Annotated in this window: 12 protein-coding genes; 6 read left to right on the top strand and 6 right to left on the bottom strand. The window is 64.8% G+C overall.

Annotated elements, in window-relative coordinates:
• Nucleotide 1 precedes the first annotated feature (1 nt).
• The 5 genes from betB to ACXAG6_RS07220 all read left to right on the top strand — a co-directional run bounded on the left by betB (nt 2) and on the right by ACXAG6_RS07220 (nt 11,168).
• Nucleotides 2-1,459, top strand: a complete 1,458-nt coding sequence (gene betB, locus ACXAG6_RS07240) for a betaine-aldehyde dehydrogenase (protein ID WP_475336516.1) — start codon at nt 2-4, stop codon at nt 1,457-1,459.
• Nucleotides 1,459-3,117: a choline dehydrogenase gene (gene betA / locus ACXAG6_RS07235; protein ID WP_475336514.1), complete on the top strand. Its 1,659-nt coding sequence runs from the start codon at nt 1,459-1,461 to the stop codon at nt 3,115-3,117. The genes betB and betA overlap by 1 nt, the downstream gene beginning before the upstream one ends.
• Before the next feature lie 53 nt (nt 3,118-3,170).
• On the top strand, nt 3,171-4,775 hold the full coding sequence (locus tag ACXAG6_RS07230) for an acyl-CoA dehydrogenase family protein (RefSeq protein WP_475336511.1): 1,605 nt from the start codon (nt 3,171-3,173) through the stop codon (nt 4,773-4,775).
• 266 nt (nt 4,776-5,041) lie between these two features.
• On the top strand, nt 5,042-6,727 hold the full coding sequence (locus tag ACXAG6_RS07225; RefSeq protein ID WP_475336509.1) for an autotransporter assembly complex protein TamA: 1,686 nt from the start codon (nt 5,042-5,044) through the stop codon (nt 6,725-6,727).
• Nucleotide 6,728: 1 nt separating this feature from the next.
• A complete protein-coding gene (locus ACXAG6_RS07220) occupies nt 6,729-11,168 on the top strand; it encodes a translocation/assembly module TamB domain-containing protein (protein WP_475336507.1) in 4,440 nt (1,479 codons plus the stop codon).
• A 58-nt stretch (nt 11,169-11,226) separates the two neighbouring features.
• Here ACXAG6_RS07220 and ACXAG6_RS07215 read toward each other — a convergent pair whose 3' ends face one another.
• The 3 genes from ACXAG6_RS07215 to ACXAG6_RS07205 all read right to left on the bottom strand — a co-directional run bounded on the left by ACXAG6_RS07215 (nt 11,227) and on the right by ACXAG6_RS07205 (nt 15,301).
• Nucleotides 11,227-11,652 carry a DUF6636 domain-containing protein gene (locus ACXAG6_RS07215; protein ID WP_475336504.1) on the bottom strand — a complete coding sequence of 142 codons (426 nt, stop codon included), beginning with the start codon at nt 11,650-11,652 and terminating at the stop codon, nt 11,227-11,229.
• Entirely contained in the window at nt 11,627-14,140 is a 2,514-nt protein-coding gene (locus ACXAG6_RS07210; protein WP_475336501.1) for a GcvT family protein, read from the bottom strand. The genes ACXAG6_RS07215 and ACXAG6_RS07210 overlap by 26 nt, the downstream gene beginning before the upstream one ends.
• A gap of 174 nt (nt 14,141-14,314) precedes the next feature.
• Nucleotides 14,315-15,301, bottom strand: coding sequence for a 2-hydroxyacid dehydrogenase (locus ACXAG6_RS07205; protein ID WP_140016016.1), 987 nt, complete (start codon nt 15,299-15,301; stop codon nt 14,315-14,317).
• Nucleotides 15,302-15,404: 103 nt separating this feature from the next.
• Here ACXAG6_RS07205 and ACXAG6_RS07200 point away from each other — a divergent pair, with 103 nt between their 5' ends.
• Nucleotides 15,405-15,938 carry an SH3 domain-containing protein gene (locus ACXAG6_RS07200; RefSeq protein WP_475336499.1) on the top strand — a complete coding sequence of 178 codons (534 nt, stop codon included), beginning with the start codon at nt 15,405-15,407 and terminating at the stop codon, nt 15,936-15,938.
• A gap of 10 nt (nt 15,939-15,948) precedes the next feature.
• Here ACXAG6_RS07200 and ACXAG6_RS07195 read toward each other — a convergent pair whose 3' ends face one another.
• From ACXAG6_RS07195 to hisC, 3 genes are read right to left on the bottom strand one after another with little or no spacing between them, the layout of a single operon-like run.
• Nucleotides 15,949-16,902, bottom strand: coding sequence for an extensin-like domain-containing protein (locus tag ACXAG6_RS07195; RefSeq protein ID WP_475336496.1), 954 nt, complete (start codon nt 16,900-16,902; stop codon nt 15,949-15,951).
• On the bottom strand, nt 16,899-17,810 hold the full coding sequence (locus ACXAG6_RS07190; RefSeq protein ID WP_475336494.1) for a prephenate/arogenate dehydrogenase family protein: 912 nt from the start codon (nt 17,808-17,810) through the stop codon (nt 16,899-16,901). Before ACXAG6_RS07190 ends, ACXAG6_RS07195 begins: the two co-directional genes overlap by 4 nt.
• The gene (gene hisC, locus ACXAG6_RS07185) at nt 17,807-18,889 is read right to left on the bottom strand and encodes a histidinol-phosphate transaminase (RefSeq protein ID WP_475336492.1); all 1,083 of its coding nucleotides are present in this window, start codon (nt 18,887-18,889) and stop codon (nt 17,807-17,809) included. The genes ACXAG6_RS07190 and hisC overlap by 4 nt, the downstream gene beginning before the upstream one ends.
• Between the last annotated feature and the right edge of the window lie 180 nt (nt 18,890-19,069).

The following is a 19,069-nucleotide window of genomic DNA, read 5'->3' as shown; positions in this document are numbered from 1 at the left end:
AATGACTTATGAAACCCAACCGACCGCCAGTCACTACGTGAACGGCGCCTATCTCGAAGACACCGCAGGCGAGGTTATCGAGGTGATTTATCCCGCCACAGGTGAGGTGGTTGCCCGCGTCCATGCTGCAACGCCTGCGGTGGTGAACGCCGCGCTTGAGGCTGCCACGGAGGCCCAAAAGACATGGGCCGCCATGACTGGGCGTGAGCGTGGCCGGGTGTTGACCGACGCCGCCCGGATCATGCGCGAGCGCAACCGCGACCTCTCGGTGTTGGAAACCTACGACACCGGCAAACCGCTTCAGGAGACGCTGGTGGCCGATGCGACGAGCGGTGCCGATGCGCTGGAGTATTTCGGCGGACTGGCCGCAAGCCTGACCGGCGAGCACATTCAGCTGGGCGAGGATTGGGTGTATACGGTCCGCGAACCGCTGGGCGTTTGCGTTGGCATCGGCGCGTGGAACTACCCCACCCAGATCGCCTGCTGGAAAGGCGCGCCCGCGCTCGCCTGCGGCAATGCGATGGTGTTCAAACCTTCCGAAACCACCCCGCTTTGCGCGCTGAAGGTGGCGGAGATCCTCACCGAAGCCGGTGCCCCTCCGGGCCTGTTCAACGTGGTGCAGGGCATGGGCGAAATTGGCGGGCAACTGGTGACGGACCCGCGTGTTGCCAAGGTTTCGCTCACCGGCTCTGTGCCGACGGGCCGCAAGGTTTATGCTGCTGCGGCGGGCGAGATGAAGCATGTGACCATGGAGCTTGGCGGCAAGTCGCCGCTGGTGATCTTTGACGATGCCGACCTCGACAATGCCGTCAGCGGTGCGATCAATGCCAACTTCTATTCCTCCGGCCAGGTCTGCTCGAACGGCACCCGCGTGTTCGTGCAGCGCGGGATCAAGGGGGCCTTCCTCGCCCGCCTCGCGGAGCGGCTGAAGGGCGCTGTGATTGGCGATCCGATGGATGAGGCCACCAGTTTTGGCCCGATGGTCAGCGCCCGGCAGATGGAGATCGTTCAAGGTTACATCGCCAAGGGCATTGAAGAGGGCGCGCGGCTGGTGGCGGGCGGCGAGCGCCTTGAGCGCGATGGCTTCTACCTCGCCCCCACGGTCTTCGCTGATGTGAAGGACGAGATGACCATTGCCCGCGAAGAGATCTTTGGCCCGGTGATGGCCGTGCTCGACTTCAAAAGCGAGGCCGAGGCAATCGCCCGTGCCAATGATACCGCCTTCGGCCTCTCTGCCGGCGTGTTTACCCGCGACATTTCCCGCGCCCACCGCGTTATCGGCCAGCTCAAGGCCGGGAGCTGCTTTATCAACTCCTACAATGACGCACCGGTGGAGGCCCCGTTCGGCGGGGTGAAGGCCTCTGGCGTCGGGCGCGAAAACTCCAAGGCTGCGATCGAGCACTATTCGCAGCTCAAGTCGGTTTACGTCCGCATGGGCGATGTCGAGGCAGCCTTCTGATGCAGGCCGAATACGTTATCGTTGGCGCGGGCAGCGCGGGTTGCGCCATGGCCGCGCGGCTGGCCGAGGCGGGCCGCCGGGTGCTGGTGATCGAGCATGGCGGCACCGACTGGGGGCCATTCATCAACATGCCGGGCGCGCTCAGCTTTCCCATGAACATGAAGCGTTATGACTGGGGCTTTCAGTCAGAGCCCGAGCCACACCTCGGCGGGCGGCGCATGGCCACCCCGCGCGGCAAGGTGATCGGTGGGTCGTCTTCGATCAACGGGATGATCTATGTGCGCGGCCACGCCCGCGACTTCGACCATTGGCGCGACGAGGGGGCCGAGGGTTGGGGCTATGCCGATGTGCTGCCCTACTTCAAGCGCATGGAAAACTGGCATGACGGCGGCCATGGCGGCGATGCGGCATGGCGCGGCACCGATGGCCCGCTCCATATCACCCGGGGGGCACGCCTCAATCCGCTCACCCGCGCCTTTGTGGAAGCCGGAGTGCAAGCGGGCTATCCGCGCACAGGCGATTACAACGGCGCGCAGCAAGAGGGCTTCGGCCCCTATGACATGACGGTCTGGAAGGGCGAGCGCTGGTCTGCCGCAAAGGCTTACCTCAAGCCCGCGCTCAAGGGGCCAAACTGCGAGATGATCCGCGCCTTCGCGCGCCGCGTGGTGTTTGAAAATGGCCGCGCCGTTGGCGTTGAGGTGGAACGCGGCGGCACCATCGAGGTGATCCGCGCCGAGGCCGAGGTGATCCTCGCGGCCAGTTCCATCAACTCGCCAAAGCTGCTGATGCTCTCGGGCATTGGCCCAGCGGCGCACCTGGCCGAGCACGGCATCGAGGTTTTGGCAGACCGCGCAGGCGTGGGGCAAAACCTGCAAGATCACCTTGAGCTTTATGTGCAATATGCCGCGGCACAGCCGGTAAGCCTATACAAGTATTGGAACCTCTTGGGCAAAGCCTATGTCGGCGCACGCTGGCTGTTTACCCGCACCGGCCCCGGGGCCTCCAACCAGTTTGAGAGCGCTGGTTTCATCCGTTCTGCGGCGGGTGTGGACTACCCCGATATCCAGTTTCACTTTCTGCCGATCGCCGTGCGATATGATGGGCAAGCCTCGCCGGAGGGCCACGGCTTTCAGGCCCATGTCGGCCCGATGCGCTCGCCCTCGCGCGGGGAGGTCACGCTCAAATCCGCCGATCCGGCAGAGGCGCCGCGAATTTTCTTCAACTACATGAGCGAAGAGCAGGATTGGGTCGATTTCCGCCGCTGCATCCGCCTGACCCGCGAGATCATTCGGCAAGATGCCTTCAAACCCTACCTCAAGCACGAGATTCAGCCGGGTGAAGAGGCGCAGAGCGATGAGGCCCTCGACGCGGTGATCCGCGAGCACGCCGAAAGCGCCTATCACCCCTGCGGCACGGCCCGCATGGGGCGGCGCGAAGATCCGCGTGCGGTGGTTGACCCCGAGTGCCGGGTGATCGGCGTGGAGAGGCTGCGGCTGGCCGACAGTTCGATTTTCCCGCGCATTACCAACGGGAACCTTAACGCGCCCTCGATCATGGTCGGCGAGAAGGCTGCCGACCATATCCTTGGCCGCGCGCCGCTGCCCCCTCAAAACGTGCAGCCATGGGTGCACCCCGACTGGCAGACTGCGCAACGCTAGCCGGGCCGCGCGGCGAAGCGTAGGATGGCCCCATGTTGCCGCCCCGCTCCGATATGCCGACACATAAGGTCACCAACCAGCCCCCGGCCCGGGGCGATGCTGACCTATGGGCCGATGATCCGGTTCTGCGAGAGGCCGTCGCGGCGGTGCGCGGGCAGGCAGAGGCGCTGGCCAGCTACGGCGCGGCACTGGGGCGGGCCGAGATGCGCGAAGCCGGGCGCGAGGCCAACCGCAACCCGCCCGAGCTGGTGCAGTTTGACGCGGGCGGGCGGCGGCTTGATGAAGTGCGGTTTCATCCAGCCTATAATCGGTTGATGGCCACAAGCACTGCCGCGGGCTATGCGGCGGCGGCTTGGGAAGGCGCGGCGGGCGGGCATGCAACCCATGCCGCGATGGTTTACCTCGCCAGCCAGGTTGAGCCTGGGCACTGCTGCCCGCTCACCATGACCTATGCCGCCACACCCGCGCTGGCCACAACGCCCGAGATTGCGGCGCTCTGGGGGCCCAAGCTGGTATCTCGCAGCTATGACGCCAGCATCGCGCCGGTTGTGCAAAAACGGGGCGCAACGCTGGGCATGGCGATGACCGAAAAGCAGGGCGGCTCGGATGTGCGGGCCAACACCACCCGCGCCGAACGGGACGGGGCGGGCTGGCGGCTGTTCGGGCACAAGTGGTTTTGCTCCGCGCCGATGTCCGACGGGTTCTTGACGCTGGCGCAGGCCCCCGGCGGGCTCAGCTGTTTTTTGGTGCCGCGCTGGCTGGAGGGCGAGCGCAATGCGGTGCGGCTGATGCGGCTCAAGGAAAAGCTGGGCAACCGCTCCAACGCCTCTGCGGAGATCGAATACGAAGGGGCCTATGCCCAGATGCTGGGCGAGGAGGGGGCGGGCGTGCGCACCATCATCGAGATGGTGCACCACACGCGGCTCGACACCGCGATGGCCCCCGCAGGGCTGATGCGCGCCGCGCTTGTGGAGGCGCACCACTGGGCCAGCCACCGCACCGCCTTCCAGCGCCGCCTCATTGACGCGCCGCTGATGCAATCCGTCCTCGCCGATCTGTCGCTCGAATGGCAGGGCTGCACCGCTCTCGGCCTGCATGTGGCCGCCGCCTTCGACCGCAGCGGCGAAGAGGCTCGCGCCTTTGCCCGCATCGGGGTGGCGCTGGCGAAGTTTCTGGCCAACAAGCTCTGCCCGATGGTCTGCGTCGAGGCGATGGAGGTGCTGGGCGGCATGGGTTATGTCGAAGACACCCCCCTGCCCCTGCTCTATCGCGAGGCGCCGCTGAACGGCATCTGGGAGGGGGCGGGCAATGTTATCTGCCTCGACACTCTGCGCACCCTCGCCCGCGAGCCGCTTGCCGGAGAGGTGCTTTACGCTGAACTCGCCGAGGCGCGGGGCACATCATCGGCCTATGATGCAGCACTGGCCGATCACCGTGCCCGCTGGCCCTCCGGACTGCCGACAGAGGCAGAGGCCCGCTGGTTCGCCGAGCGCACGGCCCTGCTGCTCACCGCCGCGATTCTGCTGCGCAGCGCGCCAGCCCCTGTGGCCGAAGCCTTTGCCGCCACCCGCCTCACCGGCCCGCGAGGGCTGATCGCCGGGGCCGTTCCACAAGCCGATGCGCCCGCGCTATTGGCACGGATCACCCCGGCAGGCTAACACCGGAACCGCGCCGCTGGCCTGCGCGTTAACCAATGTAGGGAGGTGCGCTAACAGCACCAAAACAGGGGCCAGACACATGGCAGGCTGGTTGCAGTTGCCGGGGTTTCGCCTAGAGTCCCGGCAAGGACCAAGGAGCGCGAAACACAGTGAAGCCCCCCCGTATCTGCCGTGCTGCGACCGCGTTATTTCTTTTATTTTTCAGCGCATTAACCCTTCACGCCGAAACCCGCATCGGGCTCTCCGTCAAGGGCGGCGACAGTGCGTTGCGCGATGAGATCATCGCCGTTCTCTCCACCCGTTCACTGCTTCTTGAAGGCGGGGCCGATCCACAGGGGCTGGTGGCGGCGGCGCAGGCGGATTACCGCCACATCATCGCGGCGCTCTATGGCGAGGGCTACTACGGCCCGGTGGTTTCGATACGGCTTGATGGGCGCGAAGCGGCGCAAATGTCGCCCTTCGCGGTGCCCCGGCAGGTTGGGCAAATCAACGTGGTGGTGGAGCCGGGGCCGCAGTTTCGCTTTGGCCGAGCCGAGATTGCGCCGCTCGCCCCGCGCACCAATCTGCCCGGCGCATTCAGGGCTGGAGAGCCTGCGAAGGTGCCGGTGATCGAAGAGGCGGGTGTGGCAGCAATCGACCGCTGGCGTGAGTTGGGTTACGCCAAGACCGAGGTCACCAACCAGCGCATCACGGCCAACCATCCGGCGCGGCGGCTTGATGTGTCGGTGGGGCTCAACCCTGGTCGCAAGCTGCAGTTCGGGCAGTTGGAGCCGCGCGGCAACGAGCGTGTCCGCACCGACCGGATCATCGAAATCGCCGGCCTTCCGCGCGGCGAGACCTTTCACCCCGACGAGGTCGACAAGGCCTCCACACGGTTGCAGCGCACCGGCGCGTTTCGCTCGGTCACCCTCAGCGAGGCAGCGCGCGCCAACCCCGATGGCACGCTCGACATCGAGGCGGAGCTTGTAGAGGCCAAACGCCGCCGGATCGGCTTTGGCGCTGAGTTGACGACACTGGAGGGGGCATCGGTTTCGGCGTTTTGGCTGCACCGCAACCTGCTGGGCGGGGCCGAGAGGCTGCGGTTTGACGGCGAGATCAGTAACATCGGGCTGGGCGGTGACAATGGAGTGGATTATCGCCTCAGCGCGCTCTTTGGCCGCCCCGGCACCTTCAACCCCGATACCGACCTCTACATTCGCGCCGCGTTGGAGCATGAGGACGAGCCGCTCTACCTCTCGCAGAGCTTCGAGATCGAGGCTGGCGTGACCCGGATCGTGAACGAAGACTACAAGTTTCAGGGCGGGCTCGGGCTGCTCTACTCGCATACCGAGGACGATATCGGCACGCGGGATTTTACCCTGCTTACCCTGCCCTTCAGCGGCACGCTGGACCGGCGCGACAACGACCTTGACCCGAAGAACGGTTACTTCCTCAACCTCGACCTCACCCCATTCATCGGCCTCTCCGGCTCGGGCAACGGCGCGCGGCTCTATGCCGATGCGCGGGGGTATCGTAGCTTTGGCGCGGAGAAAAAGATCACCCTCGCCGGGCGGCTCCAGCTTGGCTCGGTGATGGGCACAGATGTGACCGAAACGGTGCCAGACTTCCTGTTTTACTCCGGCGGCGGCGGCACGGTGCGGGGCCAGCCTTATCAATCGCTCGGCGTAACCTTGCCCGGCGGTGAAGAGATTGGCGGGCGGTCCTTTCTTGGTGCCTCCGTCGAGCTGCGCGGGCAGGTGAGCGACAAGATTCAGGTGGTCGGCTTCTACGACTTCGGCCTTGTGAGCGCCGAGAGTTGGCCGGGCGACGAGGGCGAGAGCCATGCGGGCGCAGGCTTGGGCATTCGTTACCAGACCGGGCTTGGCCCGATCCGGCTGGATGTGGCAACCCCCACGGGCGGCGACACCGGGGATGGCGTAGAGCTTTATATCGGCATCGGGCAGGCGTTCTGAGATGCGCACATTTGTTCTCTGCCTCCTCCTCCTGATCGCCCCGCTCACTGCCGCAGCGCAGGAGAGCGCCTCTGAAGAGGCCGACAAGGGGTATCTGACCAACCTTCTGCAAGACGTGCTTTCTGACGCCGGTCGCCAAGTGGTGATTGATGGGTTTCAGGGCGCGCTGTCCTCCCGCGCCACGATTGATAGCATCACCATCGAGGATGACGCGGGCGCGTGGCTTACTGTCGAGGGTGTGGTGCTGGATTGGAACCGCGCCGCACTGTTGCGCGGGCGGCTTGAAGTTTCGGAGTTTTCCGCAGAGCGCATCGTCATGCCGCGTGCGCCGTTGACGGATGATACCCCCTCACCAGAGACGACGCCTTTCTCGATCCCCGAGCTGCCGGTTTCGGTTGATATTGCCAAGCTGGCAGTGGAACGTGCCGAGCTTGGTGCCGCGCTACTGGGGCAGGATGCGGTGGTGAGCCTCGCGGGCGAGGTGCATCTGGCTGACGGCGGCATCGACGTGGATGTTCAGCTGGATAGGGTAGAAGGCAAAGAGGGTGAAATTACCCTCATCGCCGATTATGACCCCGCCGCCGAGCAGGCTGTTGTGAACCTTGTCATGCGCGAGGGGCCAGCAGGCATCGCCGCAGGCATTTTGAACATCCCCGGTGCCCCGGCGCTCAATGTGACGTTGCAGGGCGAGGGCCCGGTGAGTGACCTATCTTTGCAGTTGGCCGTGCAATCCGATGAGGAAGAACGGCTGGGTGGCACTATCGCACTTGCCGCCAGCGAGGAGGCGGACGCGCCCTTTACCGTCACGGTAGACCTTTCGGGCGATGTCACCCCGCTCTTCGCGCCCGGTTTGCGGGACTTTTTCGGCCAAGACATCAGCCTGCAGGCGCGCGTTGCCCGCGATGCAAATGGTGCGGTTTCACTTTCCGGCCTGTCGCTGACGGCCCGCACCGCGACGGTGGAGGGTGATTTTCTGTTCTCCGCCTCGGGATGGCCCCGGCGGATGGCCCTGCAATTGGCTCTTTCCGATCCGGCGGGTGCCCCCGTGGTGCTGCCTTTTGGCGGCGGCGACACTTCGGTGTCCAGCGCGACGATGCAGCTAAATTACGATGAGGCAAACGGGCGCGGCTTTACCGCCACGGCAGAGGCAACGGGCGTGCGAACCACGGGCTTTGTGGCCGAGAGGATGGAGATCGGCACCGATGGCCGTATCACCTCCGGTGACGCGGAAGAGATTGGCGCGGTCGCGGCCAATGTCACGCTCGACGCGCGAGGCCTCGCCCCGGAAGATGAGGCGCTGGCTCGGGCCATGGGCGAGGCAATCACCGGGCAGTTCACTCTGGCCTATGACGAGGGGCAACCGCTGCGGATTTCCGGCCTCAACCTGACCGGCGCAGATTTTGGCCTGACCGGCAACGCCACCGTGGACGGGGTGGATACCGACCTTTCAACCGGGGTCGACCTGCAGCTGACCGCCGAAGACCTTGCCCGCTTTGGCCCGCTTGCCGGTGTGGAACTGACCGGCGCGGCGGCGCTTGGGATCACCGGCAATGTGGCCCTGCTTTCCGGCGGTTTCGACCTTGGGCTTGAAGGCACAACCACCGATCTCGCCATCGGGCAAGACGTGGTAGACAGGATGCTGGCCGGAGAAGGCCGGATTGATGTGAGCGTGCTGCGCAATGAAAACGGGATCAGCCTGCGCCGCGCCGAGGCCCGCACCGAACGTGCCGCGATCACCGCGAAGGGCACAGTGGCTACGGCGGTTTCGGCGCTCGATTTTACCGCAGAGCTGCCAAGCCTCGCACCGCTCTTTCCCGAGCAGGAGGCCAGCGGCGCGGCGCGGCTCAGTGGGCGGGTAGCCCTTGCGGGAGCCGAGTTGCAAACCGCCACAGTCGCAGCCCTGCTCTCGGATGAAAGCGGCACCGTCCGCCTGCCGATTGCAGGCGGGCTCGCCCTTTCAGGCGGCACGCTCGACATTGGCTATGGGGCCGAGGAGGGGCGCTGGCGGGTGAATGCGGCGTTCCGCGACTTCGTGACAGAGGGCTATGGGGCAGAGGCCTTCACCCTTGAGGGCGCGGGCGCGCTGGAGCAAACAGCACGTGGCGGGTTGGCACGCGCCGATGGGGCACTGGCGCTTTCGGGCGAGGGCCTCACGGCGCAGGACACCGATATGGCCCGCGCCCTCGGCGAGGCGGCCCGGCTGGAAACCACGTTCGACTACGTTGCTGACGGTCCGCTGACCTTGAACGAAATCGCCTTTACCTCGGGCGAAACCACGTTGAACGGTGCCGCCACCCTCACCGCCCCCGCAGGCCAAGGGCCGGTTACCTTTGGCGCAACGCTCTCCACCCCCGCCCTATCTCGCTTTGAGGGCCTCGCAGGCGTGCCGCTCACCGGCGCGGCCACCCTCTCTGCCTCCGGCACCTACCGCCCCGGCAACGGCAGCGCGGATATCAGGCTCGACGGCACCACAGAGGGGCTGGGGATTGGCAACACGCGGCTCGACCCGGTGCTTGGCGGCGCGGGGCGGATCGGGGCCGATCTGGCCTATGCCACCAACGCCCCGCTGCGCGTAACCAACCTTTTGGTTGCGCTGGATGAAACCGAGATCACCGGCACCGCAACCTTGGCCCAACCGCTCGGCCAATCTGCGATCACCTATGACCTCACTGCAAACGCCCCTGCCCTGTCGCGCTTCTCCAGCCTTGCGGGCGTGTCGCTTTCTGGTGCAACGCAAGCCACCGCCACCGGCCTTTTTGACCCCGGCACCGGCGCGCTCGATCTGGCACTGAGCGGCACGGCGCAGCGCCTCGGCATCGGCAATGCCACGGTGGATGGCCTGATCACCGGCAGTTCCAGCTATTCCGCTCAGGTCAGCCGCGCGGATGAGGAGCAGGAGATCACCATCGAAGCGGCCAGCTTTGACGGGCCAAACCTTGACGTCAGCGCCAGCGGCACGCCGAGCCGGATCATGCTTGAGGCGCGCTTGGCAAACCTCGGCCTGATCGCGCCCGACTTCGCCGGTCCGGCCAGTGCCAGCGGCACCATCACCAGTGACGGCAGCACCATCGGGCTGGATATCAACGCCACCGGCCCCGGCGGCACCACCGCGGCGGTGAATGGCACGATTGTTGGCAACACAGGCAACCTTTCGATCACCGGACAAGCGCCCCTTGGCCTCGCAAATGCCTTCATCAGCCCGCAGCGGCTGAACGGCCCCGCCATGATTGATCTGCGGCTAGACGGGCCGCTGGCACTGGAGAGCCTCACCGGCACCGTCCGCGCCTCTGGCGCGCGCGCTGTTGCGCCTGAGCTTGGCGTGTCCTTGGAAAACATCGCCGGCAACGTCATCCTCTCGGGCGGCTCGGCGCGCGTGGAGGTTTCCGCGACCGGCGGTCAGGGCGGCGGCATCGCGGTGCTCGGAACCGTTGGCCTGACATCGCCGCAAAGCGCTGATCTCACGGTCAATTTCCAAAGCCTCAACCTGCGCGATCCGCAGCTCTACGACACCTCCGTTAATGGCACCGTCACCCTTGCCGGGCCGCTCGCGGGCGGCGCGGCCATTACCGGGCGGCTGGAGCTTGGGCGCACTGAAATTCGGATCCCGTCCAGCGGGATTTCCGGGGTTGGGGACATCCCCGACATTACCCACGTCGGCGCACCAGCGGCGGTGCGCGCCACGCAGGACCGCGCAGGGCTGAACGAGGCCGGCACGGGCACGGGAGGCGAGGCGGCTGGAGGCGGAGGCTTTGCGCTCGACATCACGCTCGCCGCGCCCAACCAAGTGTTTGTGCGGGGCCGCGGGCTGGATGCGGAGTTGGGCGGCTCCCTGCGCCTGACCGGCACCACCTCTGACGTCATCCCAATCGGGGCCTTCGAGCTGGTACGCGGGCGGCTCGACGTGCTCAGCCAACGGTTTCAGCTGACAGAAGGCACGGCACGCCTGACCGGCTCGTTCGACGCCAACCTGCGGCTTGTCGCCAGCACCGAGACCGACGGCTACACCATCTCCGTCATCCTAGAAGGCTCGCCCTCGGACCCGCAGATCACCTTCACATCCGCGCCCTCCCTGCCGCAGGATGAGATCCTCGCCCAGCTTATCTTCGGGCGCGACCTCACCTCCCTTTCGCCCCTGCAGGCGCTGGAACTCGCCAGTGCTGTTGCCACGCTCGCCGGGCGCGGCGGCGCGGGGATCATGAGCCGTTTGCGCGACCAGTTCGGCCTTGATGATCTGGATGTGAGCCAGAGCGAAGAGGGCAACACCGCCGTGCGTGCGGGCAAGTATATCAGCGATAACGTCTATTCCGACGTGGTGGTGGAGAGCGACGGGACCACGGAGCTAAACCTCAACCTGCAGATCGGCCCGAACGTGAACGTAAAGGGCTCGACCTCATCGGATGGGAATGCAGGCATCGGGATATTCTTCGAGCGAGACTATTGAGAACGTGGCGGGGCTGCCCAACTGTCTCTGAGACTGGCGCTGAGCGCTTGATCGGCCCTCAGAACAGCCTGCGCCCCCGTCGCGCAATCTCAAACCCGTGGCCATCCTCATTGAGACAGGTGACGCCCGTGGACTGGATGCTGCAGGTAAAGCCTCCCACGCTCCACTCCGAACCGTAAGACAGCCGGGGCGTGGGCAGGGGCCAAAACACATCGCCATGGCACCCGCGCCGCTCACTGGGATGGCCAAGTGTTGGCAAGGTGATGATAGGGGTTTCATCCAGGCCGCACCCCGGCTCTCCCTGAGCCGGGGCCCAATCTGCCGAGAGCATCAGACAGTGCAGGGGCGTGTTTACCTGCGACTGCCCGAAATCCACCGGCACATAGCAAATGATATTGCCGGAAGGCGTACGAAACGAAGGTGGTTCGGCCTGCGCCATGCCCGCGAGGGCAATCGCGCTAGCCGTCAGCGCGAATGGTTTCATTCTTCGGATCATAGGGGCTGTCTTCCGCCACTTCCACGTTCCAGAGCTTGTCCTGCATCTTGACCTTCAGAATGGTGCCCGGTTTGGCTAACTCAGGCGAGACATAGCCCATGCCGATGCTTTTGCCGAAAGCCACCGAGTAGCCGCCCGAAGTGAGGCGGCCCACCTTCGTGTCGCCGTCATAGAGCGCCTCGCGGCCCCACGGGTCGGCATCATCCGGACCATCCACCAGCACCGTCACGCAGGCGGAGCGAATGCCCTTCGCCTCCATCGCCGCCTTGCCGTGGAAGTCCTTGGTCAGGTCTACGAAACGATCTAGCCCCGCTTCGAGCGGTGTGGCATCGCGGCCCAATTCGGTGCCGAACGCACGGTAGCTCTTCTCCTGCCGCAGCCAGTTTTGTGCACGGGTGCCGACCAGCTTAATGCCGTGCTTCTCCCCGGACTTTTCCAGCAGGTCAAAGAGGTAGTTCTGCATTTCGATCGGGTGGTGCAGCTCCCAGCCCAGCTCGCCGGTGTAGGCCACTCGGATCGCACGCACCGGGCACATGCCCAGCTCGATGTTGCGATAGCTCAACCAGGGAAACCGCTTGTTCGACAGCGCAGTGTCTGGATCAGCGTCCTTGATGATCTCTCTCAGGACGTCCCGTGATTTCGGGCCTGCAATTGCAAAGACGCCGTATTTTGTTGTGACATCCTCGATGGCGATCCAGCCTGTTTCTGCGGCGTGGCGCGCAGACCAATCCTCCATCGCCTTGCGAAGATAGTCCGCGTCATAGTCGGTCCATGCGCCGGCAGAGACCAGATAGAACTCGTACTGGTTTTCCCTGACGATCGTATACTCCGTCCGGGTCGTTCCGGCAGGGGTCAGCGCGTAGGTGAGGTTGATGCGGCCCACCTTGGGCAGCTTGTTGCAGGTGAACCAGTCAAGGAAGGCCTCGGAGCCCGGGCCATAGAGGCGGTGCTTGGCGAAAGCTGTTGCGTCGATCAGGCCGACACCGTTGCGCACGGCCTCCGCCTCGGCCTTGGCATACTCCCACCAGCCGCCACGGCGGAACGACCGCGCGTCGCGGTCGAAGCTCGACGGCGCATCTAGCGGGCCGAAGTAGTTGGGCCGCTCGAAGCCGTTGACGCAGCCAAACTGCGCCCCGCGGGCCTTCATCCGGTCGTAGCAAGGCGCGGTGCGCAGCGGGCGGCAGGCTTCGCGCTCTTCATCCGGGTGGTGCAGGATATAGACGTGCTCGTAGCACTCCTCGTTCTTGCGCGCGGCGTACTCCGTCGTCATCCAGCTGCCGTAGCGCTTTGGGTCGAGGCTCGCCATGTCGATCTCGGCCTCACCCTCCACCATCATCTGGGCAAGGTAATAGCCGGTGCCGCCCGCAGCGGTGATCCCGAAGGAGAAGCCCTCAGCCAGCCACATGTTGCGCAGCCCCGGCGCGGGGCCGACCAGCGGGTTGCCATCCGGGGTGTAACAGATCGGGCCGTTGAAATCGTCTTTCAGGCCGGACTCGGCACAGGAGGGCACGCGCTGGGCCATGGCCATGTATTGGTCGGCGATCCGGTCGAGATCGAGCGGGAAGAGGTCGGCGCGGAAGCTGTCGGGCACGCCGTATTCAAACCGCGCCGGTGCGCCGTGCTCGTAGATCCCCAAGATCCAACCGCCGCGCTCCTCGCGGGCATAGGATTCATTGTCGGCATCGCGCACAACCGGGTGCTCGGGGTTGCCCGCCTCGCGCCATTTGACCAGCTCCGGATCCTTGTCCATCACGATGAAGGTGTGTTCGACCGGGATGGCGGGTATTTTGATGCCCAGCATCCTCGCGGTGCGCTGCGCGTGGTTGCCCGAGGCTGTCACGACATGTTCGGCGGTGATGACGACCTTTTCGTCGCTTTCAACAAGGTTGCCGCCCTTTTCAACCATCTTGGTGCAGGTGACTTCCCAATGCGTGCCGGTCCATTCGAAGGCATCCGCCTGCATCTTGCGCAGGATCTCGACGCCGCGCTGACGGGCGCCCTTGGCCAGGGCCTGGGTCACGTCGGCGGGGTTAATGTAGCCATCCTCGGTGTGATAAATCGCGCCCTTGAGGTCGCCGGTCTCGATCAGCGGCCAGCGTTCCTTAATTTGCTCAGGCGTCAGCCACTCGTATTTCACGCCACAGGTTTCGGCGGTGGAGGCATAGAGCATATATTCGTCCATGCGCTCTTGCGTCTGCGCCATGCGCAGGTTGCCGACCACGGCGAAACCTGCATTCAGCCCGGTCTCTTCTTCCAGCGTTTTGTAAAAATCGACCGAGTACTGGTGAATGTGCGTGGTGGCATAGGACATGTTGAACAGCGGCAGGAGCCCGGCGGCGTGCCAGGTCGAGCCCGAAGTCAGCTCATCTCGCTCGATGAGCATCACATCGTCCCAGCCCGCTTTGGCAAGGTGATAGGCAATCGAGGTGCCAACGGCGCCACCGCCGACGACAAGGGCTTTTACATGGGTCTTCATGGGGGCACGCGCTCCGGGCTCAGGTGTCTTGGGCCACTGTCACCAAATCGCGCCGCCCGTGCCATGGGGTTTCGACACCTTGGAGCCAAAAGCGACATTCGGGGGCTGAGACGGCAGGCGCGTGTCGCGCCGGGTGGGCGGGCGGGAGCGTGACATGCGCCTGCCCGGCCCGCCTCAGAGCATCGCGGGCACAACCTGATCGGGCGGGCGGTGGCCATCGGCAAAGGTCTTGATGTTTATCAACACCTTCTCGCCCATCTCCACCCGGCCCTCTTCGGTGGCCGAGCCCATGTGCGGGGTCAGCAGCACGTTGGGCAGTTCGTAGAGCCGCGGGTTGAGCTTTTGGGTTTTGTCGAACACGTCCAACCCGGCCCCGGCGATCTCGCCCGCGCGGAGCATCCGGGTCAGCGCGTTTTCGTCAATCACCTCCCCGCGCGAGGTGTTCACGATCACCGCAGAGGGCTTGAGCAGCTTCAGCCGCCGCGCGGACAGCAGGTGGAAGGTAGAGGGCGTGTGCGGGCAGTTGACCGAGATCACATCCATCCGGGTGAGCATCTGGTCGAGGCTCTCCCAATAGGTCGCCTGCAGCTCGTCTTCCACCTCGGGGCGCAAACGGCGGCGGTTGTGGTAGTGCACCTGCATGCCGAAGGCAGCGGCCCTGCGGGCCACCGCCTGCCCGATCCGGCCCATGCCGAGAATGCCCAGACGCCGCCCGGCAATCCGCCCGCCGAGGTTGCCTGTGGGCGACCAGCCTTCCCATTTGCCGGCCGTCATGACAGCCGCGCCCTGCGGAATTTTTCGTGTAACTCCAATGATAAGCGCCATTGTCATGTCGGCGGTATCTTCTGTCACCACGCCGGGCGTGTTGCTCACCAGAATGCCGCGCTGCCGGGCGGTTGCCACGTCGATATGGTCAAACCCCGCGCCGAAGTTGGCGATGAGCTTCAGCCGCTCGCCCGCCTGCCCGATCAGGCCGCCATCTATGGTGTCGGTGATGGTGGATACCAGCACATCGGTGTTTTGCATGGCTGCCACCAACTCCTCGCGCGACATCGGGGTATCGCTTTCGCGGAGTTCCACGTCAAAGAGCTCGCTCATCCGTGTTTCGACGGTCTCGGGTAACCGTCGCGTTACGACAACACTCAGCCGCTCTGCGCCCATCTCCTGCATCCTCCCGCTTCTCAAGGACCATCCTTCCGCTAGAGTGTGCGCAAGAAAAGGCGCGACATACAAGCGCCGGATGAGGCAGAAAGTGGTAAGAGCCATGGGGCGGAAGACAGGCGTTTCCCGACACGGTCGGGCCTTTTTTCATATATTTTTCTATGCCTTGCTGGGCCTCGCCGTGACCACTGCCGCCCATGCGGCGGATGAGCGCGGGCCGGTGACAAACCTGCCGTTGCCGCGCTTTGTTTCGCTCAAGGCCGATGAGGGCAACGTGCGGCGCGGGCCTTCGCTAAGCCACCGGATCGACTGGGTTTTCACCCGCCGCAACATGCCGCTGGAAGTAACCGCCGAGTTTGGCCATTGGCGCCGCGTGCGCGACCGGGAGGGCGCGGGGGGATGGGTGCATTACTCGCTGCTGTCGGGCGTGCGCACCGCATTGGTGGAAGATGACATGACGGCCCTGCGGATGAGGCCCGACGACGAGGCCCCGATCAGCGCGCGGGCCGAAGCGGGCGTTGTGGCGCGGCTGAGCGAATGCAGCACCGAATGGTGCTGGGTCATCGCCGGGGGCGAACGCGGCTGGGTGCGAAAGACAGCCCTTTGGGGCGTGAAGCGCGAAGAAATTCTGGAATAGTTTCAGTGACCTAGCGGCAGTACGAGCCTGAGCGGTAGCGCGCGGTATCAAAGTGAAAATGATCGCGGTGATAGCGGTTGGCATTGGGCCCAAGCACGGTGCCGAACGGCCCGCAGGCGGCCTTGTGCATCACCCGCAGCGCCTTTGACCACGACTTGGAGCCCCAGCCCTTGAGCACCGAAACATAGGTTCCATCGCGCAGGGTGACGCCTGCAATATCAATCGCACGGCCCTTGGCATGCTCGGAGAGCCGCCCGGATTTGGCGTTGTTGCGGTTGCGGCAGGCGTAATGCGCCACCACCTTGATCTGCTTCACGCCGCCGCCCTTTTTGCCGACGGCGGGCTTTAGCCCCTTTTGCACCCAGAGGTCGAGCGCTTTGGCGGTTCCGCAATCCATCGTTGCCGAGGTCGACAGCGAAACGCCCTGCACCGAGGTGACCTGCACCGGATTGGCGACACCGCAGCCATTGCCGGGCCGCCCGAAGCTGCTGATGGCCTGCCCTTTGACCGAATTGATGCCGCAGACAGAGCCCTTTTTGCGGAACTTTACCTCGGTAAGCGTTGCCTGCTCCTTAACGAGCCGGTCAATGTGCTTGGGCCGCGGCTGCGCCTGAAGCGCCTCGCGGGCCAGTGGGCCACGAATGACGCGCACCGCAGTGAGCTGCTCTGTGGCCGCTGGGGGGCGCGGCTTTGGCTGGTGCCCGGCGAGGGTTGGCGTGCCGAGCACAGGGGTGCTCCAGCCCTCAGGGCGAGGAGGCGGGCGTCGCTCCGACACTTCGGGGCCAAGCACCCTGCCTGTGGGCTCGGGCCGCTCTTTTGGGGCAACGCCACGGGTGGAGACCACGGTTTTCGTTTCAGCTTCAACAGCTTCGCCGGGGCGCGGCAGCGGGCGGATAGCGCCGGTGGGCGCATCGGCAAGGGCTGGCGTGGCCGTGAGGAAGAGAGCGAAGGCAAAACGGATCATCGCTTGGCCCCCCGTCCGAAATCGGGCGCATCAGTATCTTGCCCGGCCTCGATGATGCCCCGGCGGATGGCGCGGGTGCGGGTGAAATAGTCGTGCAATTGCTCGCCATCGCCGGTGCGGATGGCGCGTTGCAGCGCAAAGAGTTCTTCGGTGAAGCGGCCGAGAATTTCCAGCGTGGCTTCCTTGTTGTTGAGGAAAACATCGCGCCACATCGTTGGATCGGAGGCGGCGATGCGGGTGAAATCACGGAAGCCGGCGGCGGAATACTTGATCACTTCACTATCGGTCACGCGGCGCAGATCATCGGCCACGCCCACCATCGTATAGGCGATGAGGTGGGGGCAGTGGGAGGTGACGGCAAGCACGAGATCATGGTGCTCGGGGTCCATCTCATCAACGTAGGCGCCCAGCCCTTCCCAATATTTGCGAAGGTTTGCAGCAGCTTGCGCGTTACCCCCTTGGGGCGGGACGAGGATGGTGAAGCGCTTGTCGAAGAGCTCGGCAAAGCCCGACCGGGGGCCGGAATGCTCGGTGCCTGCCAGCGGGTGACCGGGGATGAAGTGGACATGATCCGGCAGGTGGGGGGCGACCGCGTCGATCACCGCCTTTTTGACCGAGCCGACATCGGTGAGGGTGCAGCCTTCGGCGAGGTGTGGGGCGATCTCTTTTGTGACCGCTTCCATGGCCCCGACCGGGACGCAGAGCACCACGAGATCGGCACCCTTCACGGCCTCGGCGGCGGTGTCAGTGATGCGATCGCAAAGGTTGATTTCTTTCGCGATTTCACGGGTTTGCTCGGAGCGGGCGGTGCCGACGATTTCACCCGCGAGGTCGGCGCGGCGGGTGGCGTGGGCCATGGAGCCGGCGATGAGGCCGAGGCCGATGAAAGCGATGCGCTGGTAGATCATACGGCGGCCTTGAAGCTGGTGAGAGCGGCGATGACGGCACGGCAGTCATCCTCGGTGCCGACAGTGATGCGCAGGGCCTCTGGCAGGCCGTAGCCACCGACTTGGCGGGTGATAAGCCCTTGATTTCCAAGGTGATTAAACGCCGCCTCCGCCTCTTCGGCGCTGGAGAAGCGAGCGAGGATGAAATTGGCCGAGGAAGTATCAGAAGGGATGCCGATGGCGGCGAGACCTTTGGCGAGAAGGGCGCGGTTGCGGGTGTTTTCGCTGCGGGTTTTCTCTGTAAATTCCGTATCTTGCAGGGCGGCGACGGCACCGGAGATTTGCAGATTGCTCAGGTTGAAAGGGCCGCGGATGCGGGTGAGCGTGTCGATGATCTCTTTGGGGCCGAACCCCCAGCCAACACGCAACCCGCCAAGGCCGTAGAGTTTGGAAAATGTGCGTGTCATCAGAACGTTATCGCGGGACGCGGCCAGCTCTGCGCCGCCATCGAAGCCTTCAACGAACTCGGCATAGGCCCCGTCGAGCACCAGCAGGCAACCCTTGGGCAACCCATCGGCCAGACGGGCCACCTCATTGCCCCCGATCATGGTGCCGGTGGGGTTGTTCGGGTTGGCGAGGTAGACGATTTTTGTCTTTTCGTTGCAGGCGTTTAGGATGGCATCCACGTCCGCCACGCGCTCGCGCTCCTTGGCCACAACGGGGGTTGCTCCGGCGGCTCTGGCGACGATGGGATAGACCGAAAATCCGTGCTCGGTATAGACGACCTCATCGCCCGGCCCGGCATAGGCCTGGGCGGCGAGGTGGAGGATTTCATCGCTGCCGACGCCGCAAATCAGCTGGTCGGCGGGCAGATCATGTGTTTCAGCGAGCGCATCGCGCAGGATCTTGTGGTCGGTTCCCGGGTAACGGTGCAGGCCCGCGAGCTCGGCGGCAATAGCCTCTGCCACCCGCGGCGAACAGCCGAAGGGGTTTTCGTTGGCGGACAGTTTCAGAGGGTTTTCAACACCTTGGAAGGTGCTCTTGCCGCTCTGGTAGAGGGCAATCTCTGAAATGCCGGGCTGGGGAATGGGTGCAGACATCACTTCCTCCGGTGCGCAGGGTCATAGCAATACCGGGGAAACATGCAAGATCGGAAGGGCTCGGGGGGCGTTAACCGCGAAAGCAGGGGGCAACATCTGATGCACATCCCATGCACATTCCATACCTATTCCGATACTGCATAGCTGTTTTCGGGCAAAACCTTACCGCACCGAGCGCCC

This window comes from Vannielia sp. ABF1_015 (assembly GCF_056160745.1).
This window is presented reverse-complemented; position numbering and strand designations above follow the sequence as displayed.